4 protein-coding genes are annotated in these 9387 nt (G+C 38.5%); 3 read left to right on the forward strand and 1 reads right to left on the reverse strand.

Going from position 1 to position 9387, the window contains the following annotated elements; translation table 11 throughout:
* Positions 1–345: 345 nt before the first annotated feature.
* From LIV57_RS21480 to LIV57_RS21490, 3 genes are read left to right on the forward strand one after another with little or no spacing between them, the layout of a single operon-like run.
* Complete coding sequence (locus LIV57_RS21480) at positions 346–4854, forward strand: GEVED domain-containing protein (protein WP_227944241.1); 4509 nt, start codon at positions 346–348, stop codon at positions 4852–4854.
* A gap of 50 nt (positions 4855–4904) precedes the next feature.
* Positions 4905–7727 (forward strand): T9SS type B sorting domain-containing protein, encoded by a 2823-nt coding sequence (locus LIV57_RS21485; protein WP_227944242.1) that lies wholly within the window; start codon positions 4905–4907, stop codon positions 7725–7727.
* Positions 7728–7754: 27 nt separating this feature from the next.
* On the forward strand, positions 7755–8192 hold the full coding sequence (locus LIV57_RS21490) for a hypothetical protein (RefSeq protein WP_065119658.1): 438 nt from the start codon (positions 7755–7757) through the stop codon (positions 8190–8192).
* A 784-nt stretch (positions 8193–8976) separates the two neighbouring features.
* Here the strand turns inward: LIV57_RS21490 and LIV57_RS21495 are convergent.
* Positions 8977–9387 (reverse strand): helix-turn-helix transcriptional regulator (locus LIV57_RS21495; RefSeq protein ID WP_227944243.1); only part of this gene is annotated, 411 nt, incomplete at its 5' end.

A 9387-nucleotide genomic window follows, 5' to 3' on the forward strand; every position in this document is an offset into this window, starting at 1 on the left:
TATAAAAATGAAAGAAATCAAAACACATTAAAAAATACAACAACCCGTGCAGTAAAGTGAGTGATTTTTATAAAAAAATATAAAAAGACCACCAACTCTGCAGCTGCCATTATTCCCACCAACTTAGACCCTACTACTTTTCTGTTTATCCGTTGATCACTTTTTATAAAAAGAGGTGATAAGGAAACATGATAATACACTTTAAACCAATTATTGTCTCTGTGATTGAAAAACAGAGGATTTTTCTATTGATTTCTGAACCAAATCTATAGAAGAATTCCCCATTTCTTTCGAAGAAGAACTTAAGTAAATTGAATAACAGACTCTAACTTAAAATGAAACTATATGAGAAAAATTCTACCCATTATCTTATTTTTAATGACTTTTGCACATGCCCGGGGGCAAACCTGTGCACCAGTTCCAGTGCCGTTCTTACAGTCATTCAGTAGTGGAGCACTTCCCACATGCTGGATCAGCCAAAACCCCTCTTCCACTTCTACAAACGCTAATGTTAAGTGGAAATTTTCCGGATCAGCCGGATATGGAGCCACCGGAAACGGAGGGAAACCTGCCGGAACTTTTGCATGGGTTGATGCATCTTCACCTTATGCAGGTGAACACACAGTTGAACTGATAAGCCCTCAGATCAACTTAGCGGGGTTAACCAATCCTTATATCAAATTTGAATGGTTTAAAGATCATTTAACCGGACTCAACGGTACAGTACCTGCTGCCGACAACAATCAGCTAAAACTTGCTGTAAATAACGGCTCCGGATGGATACAGGTCTGGTCTGGTGATACCAATTCTCCTGAATGGAGAACAGTTGGTGTTCCTCTGGCAGCAAGCTATGTGGGTGCAACCATTCAATTAAAATTTACCGTTGATAAGGATGTAGCAGGAAATGGTGATTTTTATGATGATGTATTATTAGATGAAGTTCAGGTAATACAAGCTCCTACATGTTTTGAACCTGTTACTCTGCCTGTATCTAATATTGCCCCTACTTCTGCAACACTGAACTGGACTGCTCCCCTTGCTCCGGCACCAGCTCCCGCCAATGGCTATGAATATTATTACAGTACAAACAGTACTCCTCCTGCAGCTGCAACACCAGGCACACCCAATCCCGGAACAAGTGCTAACATCAGCTCTCTGACTTCGGGTGCTACCTATTACTGGTGGATAAGATCTGTCTGTTCTGCAACGGATAAATCACCATGGGTTGCAGGCGCTCCTTTTACTCCAGGGCAGATTGGAGGAGGTACGGCTACTCATGCTTTTTTACCTGTATATTCCTGTTCAGGATTTAATTATTCCCAACAGATTTATTTGGCTTCAGAGATTGGAGCCGCAGTAGGAACCAATAATTATATAACAGCCATCAGGTTTTTTGTTTCCACAACTGCAGCAACCCAGGCTAATTACAATCAATGGGTAGTGTATATGGGGAATACTTCACAAACAGATTTTTCAACCACTTCAAGCTGGATCTCTACCCCATCTTTAACACAGGTATATTCTGGCACTTTACCGGCAATGGTAGCTGGGACATGGGTTGAAATTCCTCTAAGCACACCATTCTTATGGGATGGTGTAAGCAATGTAGTGATAGGTGTTGATGAAAATTCAACAGGAACATCATGTACCGCCAACTGGGGAAGTTATTCTGCAGGAAATAACCGTGGGATGATTTATTACAATTCAACGACCAATCCGGATCCGGCAAATCTTCCAACTGCAACAAGCAGATATGCTGTATTACCGAGGTTACAATTGACAGGAACAACGTTACCAAGTTGTACCAACACTCCTCCAGCCAATATTGCAGTAAATAATATTACAGCAACTTCAGCCAATGTTACCTGGACTGCCACAGCCAATGCCACATATGTTGTAAGATACAGAATACCTCCTTCCCTTACGTGGCAAACCATCAATGTAACAACTCCTTTTACTAATAGTGTAACGCTTACCTCTTTAACTGAACAGACCCAATACGAGGTAGAGATTGCAACCATTTGTGGAACGCAAGGGACATTTTCTGCTCCTGTAGGTTTTACAACACCTGCACTGACTTACTGTAATGGAGCAACGGCAACAGTTACGAACGGTTATATCAACAATATCACCATGATTGGTACGAATGTACCTTTAACCAGTAATAACTCAGGGCCAACAACATATACGGATTATTCTACAGATCCTACAAAGACCATTACACTCCTGAGAAATTCAGTTAATAATACACTGTCTGTAGGAAGGTCAATTATATCAGGAACTTATTCTACCAATGCATGGATAGATTTTAACGGGGATGGTATTTTTGATAATAATCCGGCAACGAGTCCCGGAGGAGAAAGAATCATGAATCTTGGCTATTCAAGCACCACTCCCGTTACTGCTACATTTGATGTTCCTGCCAATGCCTATCTGGGAACAAGTAAAGTAAAAATGCGTGTTATTGTATATTCTCTCACTCCAGCCAATGCCTGCGGACCTTTCACCAGCAATGGAGAAGTGGAAGATTATTATGTGAAATTTATAGATTTACAGCCTTGTACTACAGCTGCTCCTACTACTATTGCGGTGAATAACCTTACTCATAATTCTGCCTATGTATCATGGATTCCTACTGCTAATGCTACTTATATTATCAGATGGAGACAAGGAAATACAGGGGCATGGCTTCCATCTGCAACAGGACAGACACTTCCGGTAGGACAAAGCTTTTATACCATAACAGGACTCACCGAGCAAACCGGATACCAGGTGCAAATTGCAACCATCTGTAATGGAAACCAGGGAGTTTTTTCTCCAAGCGTAAGTTTTACAACTCCACCGTTAACGTATTGTAGTATGACCGGAACAGGAATTAACGATTACATTTCAAATGTGAAAGTTACCCCTGTCAACTTCCCGGTAATGGATAACCCATCAGTTCAAACGAATTATATCAGTTACACATCTGCTGCTACCCTTATTAATCTTGAAATCGGTTCTCAGGGAAATCAACTGTCAGTTTCTAAAGAATGGGCAGGAACTCAATATGCCGATGCTGTCAATGCATGGATCGATTGGAACAGAGATGGAGTTTTCACAGATGCTGAAAAAATAATGACGTCTGCTGCCAGCACCACCACTCCAATAACAGCAACTTTTGATGTTCCTTCAACAGGAGTTTATACAGGATCTTTAACAACAACGATGAGAGTGGTAATGAAACGAACCAGTGCTCCTGTAATGTGTGCAGATGCAGCCAATGGTGAAGTAGAAGATTATGCGGTAAGATTAAGACCATGCAGTAATGCAACACCCGGAAATCCCGTATTCACCAATATTACCCATAACTCTGTAAATATCAACTGGACAACTGCTACTAATAATAATGCTTTTATTTTAGAATACAGACCTGTTACAAACCCTGTTTCTGCATGGGTTCCTTTAAACCTTTCTGTTTTAGGAGGGAATCCACCTGTAACAATTAACGCTTTAACTCCTGCTACGACTTATGAGGTAAGAATTGCAGCGGTTTGTGGCGGTACAGGAATCGGAGTTTACACGCCTATTAAAACATTTACAACGAGATGTGATCCTACTCCACCATTTGTAACGATAAGTAATGTAACGTCAAACTCAGCTTTGATCACCTGGAATCCGGTTGTTCCAAGTGCCTCTTATATTTTAAGATGGCGTGAAGTAGGTACCGGCCCATGGAATACACCAACGATCCCTCAACCACCTGCAAATTCATACACGATTCAAAATCTTGATTCATTTAAAACGTATGAAGTACAGGTTGCCAATATCTGTAATGGAGAAACAACAGCCAATCCGTGGTCTAATCCAAAAGTATTTACCACAGAAAGAATATGTGAAATTCCTCCTCCGGGGCTTATGATCACTCAGATTATGCCAACAACGGCAGAGGTTGTATGGGATCCTTTTCCGGGAGCCACTTATATACTGAAGTACAGAAAAGTAGGTATTCCGAGCTGGACAGAGGTTGTAGTTCCTACAAATACTTACACCATTACGGGTTTGCTGGAGCTCACTAAATACGAAATGCAGGTAGCCAATATCTGTAACGGAGTACCGGGAAATTTTACAAAACTGTATTATTTTACAACTCCAACCGTCATCTACTGCCCGATGTCAGCAGCCAATTCTACAACAGAATTTATTTCAAAGGTTACTGTAAAACCAAATGGCAATAAGGAAATGATTAATGAATCTCTTGCCTCTACGTATTCAAATTTCACAGGAAATCCTTTAAAGTTTATTGATTTAATTCAAGGATCAAAAGGTAATCAGATTACCATTGATAAAACTTTAAGTTCAGGAACTAACGCTGGTGTTGCAGTCTGGATCGATTTCAACAGAAACGGAGAATTTGACATCAATGAAAGAATTCTGGCAGACGGACCTAATGGAACCCCAACAGCAAGTACAACTTTCTCTGTTCCTGACAATGCCTTCATAAGTATGACAGATTATAAATATGTTGTGATGAGAGTCGCTTTACAGAAGGATGGTATTCCTGTGAACTGTACGAATTTCAAAGAAGGTGAGGTGGAAGATTATACGGTCAGAATATCTAAACAACCTGTACCAAACTCTATAAATCAGGCAGATATCCACATTTATCCCAACCCGGTAAGTTCAGTATTGTATGTAAAAAACATAAGCTTCAAAGCTCAATATAAAATTTACAGTGCTGCCGGAAGATTGATATCAAGTGGAATCATTCTGAACAATGCTATTGATGTGAGCAATCTTATCCACGGGATGTATATGATCGAGATAGAAGATGGAGGAATAACCGTTCAGAAGAAGTTTATTAAAGAATCATAATCTCTTTTGTCAATGAAATTTCAATTTTTAGAATCAAAATTCTGTAATTCATGAAAAACATTATATTTAGTTTATTATTTATCCTAATGAGCATTCCTATTTCGGCTCAAAGGGATACAGACCATTGGTTTGCACCTTATTACGCCTCCACAAGTTATACACAGGCATTATATCTGTCTACCGACTCTGCCACCCCTTTTGTTGTTACAATTAATAATAACAATACTCCGATTGGCACTGTCACAATCAGCAAAAATGCTCCGCAAACCTTTGTTGTACCCATATCTGCTATCGCCGCTAATGTTACATCAGACGCTTATAGTGTTATCACTAAAGGGTTACATGTACAAGGGACAAAGCCGTTCTACTGTTCATTAAGAATAGTAAGCAATACTACACACGCCGAAATTATAACCAGTAAAGGGAAAGCCGGGATTGGTAAAGAGTTTTACGTGGCCGGAACTCCTACAACCTCATCACTTACCGGATATAATTTCACAGCAGGAATACTGGCTACTGAAAACAATACTGTAGTAACTGCTACATGGAGTGGAAACGTGACGTTCTTTGGAGCAGCACCAGCTACCAATACACAGACTATTACTCTTAATAAAGGACAGTCTTTTATTTTTGCAGGAGGTCCTGGAACGGGAGGTCAAAACCAGTCTGCTTTTATTGGAGCCAAAATTGTTTCCGACAAACCCATTACGCTTACCAATGGAAATGTCAATGGAAATTTTGGAAATAATACAAGTTCCGGATCTGATGCCATCCTTGATCAATCTGTACCAACAGAAAGGCTTGGAAGTACTTTTGCCATGGTAAGAACCAGATCTTCCTCTGATGATCTGGAAGGAGGTATCATTATTGGAACGGAAAACCATACCCAGATATTCATTAATGGTTCTACTACACCTATCGCAACGATCAACAGTGGTGATTTTTACAGGATCACCGGGAACAATTATATTCAGCAGGGAAATTCCGGACATTTTAATATGTTTATAACGACTTCAAAAAATGTTTATCTGTATCAATTGGTTTCAGTAAATAACAGCAGTGCTACCTGTGGTTACAACTACATCCCACCATTAAACTGTTTTTTACCCAGAAAAATTGATGAAATCGGAAAGATCAATGAAATGCCAACCGGCACAGGTACCACAAGTACTGTTCCGAACGGAACTGTAGTAAAACTGAATATTTTAACTGAAGCGGGAGCCAATGTAACCGTAAACGGAGTTCCGCCACTCGCTTCAGAAGGTCCTTTTCCCTTAACAGGTAATAACAGCTGGGTAACGTATGCCATCCCTTCTATCACCGGAAATGTAACGGTTATTTCGGATAAAGCTGTGACTGCAGGGATTAATGGAGGATACAGCACGTCCGGATATGGAGGATATTTTGCAGGGTTCTCTTCTATTCCATTAATTGCAAAACAGACAGGAGAATGTATTCCTGGTATTGTTTTGGAAGTGGATGACAGCTATGATAGCTATCAGTGGTATTTGAATGGCAATCCTATTACAGGAGCCAATGCAAATACTTACACCCCTCTGGTTTCCGGAAATTATACCGTAAAAATAGCAGTAGGATCTTGTACTCCGGCCATCACCCCGGTTTACAAAGTGTTTACATGTCTTGAAGAGTCTACTAAAGCAATGACTGTCTGCGAAGGCTATCAGGCTATAGTCCCTCAGTTTACCAATTCAACTCAAAGTTATGTTCCGAGTACAGTAACTATTATTACACCTCCGGCAAACGGTACCGCAACCATTGATCCGGCGGGAGTAATTACTTATGTTCCTAATTTCGGCTATATGGGTACAGACACTATTGTTTATAAGTTTTGTGGAAACAATCCTGATTTTACAGATTGTGAACAGGTAACCTTAACCTTAACGGTTTCTGAAAGCCCTATCGTTAAAGATGCTGCTCTAAGATCTTGTTTTGAACCATCTAATCCTGTACTGGGTGTATTCAACTTAACCTCAGCAGGAGTAAACGTACAACCTGGAACTATTAAACAATATTATCCTTCTCCTGCTGATGCCCATAACGGAACCAATGAAATTCTGACTCCAGCTAATTATACAGCACCAGACGGAGTGGTTTACGTTAAGGTAAGCAATGCCAACGGATGTTACAGAATTGCCGAAGTAACGCTTACCGTTATCCCTCCTACCTATTCAGAGGTACTAAAGGATAAAATTATCTGTATGGAAAATACCACCACACTGGATGCCGGCCCCGGATATACTTCTTATCTATGGAGTACGGGAGCAACAACACCATCCATCAGCAATGTGGGAGTGGGAACTTATTGGGTAGATCTGAAAACGAGAGAATGTACGACAAGACAAACCGTAAAGGTTTATCCATCAGAAAATCCTGTAATTTCAGATATTAACATCAGCAATAATACGGTTACCCTGACTGCCATTGGAGGAACAACACCTTATCAGTATTCGATGGATAATATCAACTGGCAGAATGAAAATGTATTTACCAATGTTCCGCGTGGCAGCAATACTTTTTATGTAAAAGATGCTTATAACTGTACTCCTGTAGAGGTAGAAATTACAGTTCCCAATCTTATTAATATCATTACGCCTAATGGTGATGGAATAAATGATGTACTGGATTATTCTGCTTTGGCCGGGAAACCTAATTTCACATTCAGTATTTATGACCGATATGGAAGCAAGATCCACGAAGGAAGCAAATTAAACGGATATCAATGGGATGGCAGCATTGGCGGCAAGAAAGTATCTACCGGCAACTACTGGTTTGATATGGGCTGGAATGAGACCAACAAAAAACAGACTCCGATAAAATATACGGGATGGATCATGGTAAAAAACAGAAATTAATTAAACATTTAAATATCAATTTTAATTATGAAAAAGCTATTATATATATTTCTCGTGTTCTTTTCAGGTATGCTCATCGCACAGAAAAACACCTATGTAAAGTTTGCTGTTTACAATAACACCATCGGAACTGCCAGTATGTTTGATCTTTATAAGGACAGTATTGAAAAGGTAAACGTTTTTAAAACCAAAGCCAGTTTACCTCCTCATTTAAAGAAGTTTGATTATCTGGCTGATAACGGCCTAATAGAAATAAAGTTTAAAAAAAATGCCGGCTATCCAGATAGTTTATCTCTGGAAATGTTGAATGAGCAGAACAATCTGCCCAAAGACAGACCTGTATTTATTGAAGGATATCAGTTTAATGATACCACTACCTTAGTTTATAATGAAATGATTGACAACATTGAACTTATAGATTCCAACGGACAGAAAAACATCCATATTTCCACCATAAGAAATTAATTACTGATATCAATCGGAAGTTAATTTAAAAGCAGAGACTATTTCGAAATGAAATAGTCTCTGTTGCTTTTCACAATATTCTTAATCTTTATTTCAATAGTTTTGAAAACCATATATAAATGTCCATATCACCGGGCATATTCAGTTTTTTCCTTAGATTGTATTTCTTGGTCTGCACAATTCTTACTGAGGTGTGGGTATATTCAGCAATATCTTAATTACAATATGAATACTATCCTTCTACCACACCACTGAAACCACCTACGTATCACATACACAACATAGCAAAAGCGCAAACAAAAACCATTTAAATTACAGAATTACCAATTACTTTTGTCCGAAAATTATTCTATGCTTTTATATAAAGTAGAAAATTGATCAAAGTTTAAAAGATAGCCCATTATAAAATCTTATCACATAACCCCTAAAAACCCCATACATATTATGAAAAATGTATTGTCAGTTTAGGTTCTTGATACTTCCGGAAAAACAGTTAAAACGATTGAACAGCCTTCATCTCAGTTGTATCTGAAGACTTAAAACGGGATTATATCTTGTTACTTTAAAAATGATAAACGGAATTACAAAAACGATTAAAACAATTAAGAAATAGCACTTTTTTCAGAATCAGAAAATAGTTTTTAATATTTAGGATATCTTCTGCCTGCAGGTTTGTGTTATTTTCTGCAGGCATTTTTAAACGAAACGTTCAAAACACATTTTACTTGCACAGAGGCTATTTCATTAATGAGATAGCTTCTGTTTTTTATGACTATTTAAAGGTTTATTTCAGTAATTTGGAAAACCATACATAGATATCCATATCACCGGGAATATTCAGTTTTTTCCTTAGATTATATTTTTTGGTCTGTACGGTTCTCACTGAGGTAAAAGTATATTCAGCAATTTCTTTGGTAGAAAAATTCAGATAGATGTAGGCACAGAATCTTATTTCCGATATTTTTAAAGGAGAAACTTTCAGCAGTTCTTCTGAAAAGTGCGGATAATACTCATTGAAACGGGTTAAAAATTCAGGATTATTTTCTTTGGCAAGCTGTATAAGTTCTTTAAAAGCACTTTCATCTACAGATGGCTGATGTGGGATATCAATTTTATCCAGATTTTTACTTTTGTGCTTTCTATAATAATACAGGAAAAGAAATATAAAAAGAAGACATGCGGCAATACTCAACGA

Origin of the sequence: Chryseobacterium sp. X308 (assembly GCF_020733145.1) — a bacterium.
Taxonomy (GTDB): domain Bacteria; phylum Bacteroidota; class Bacteroidia; order Flavobacteriales; family Weeksellaceae; genus Chryseobacterium; species Chryseobacterium cupriresistens.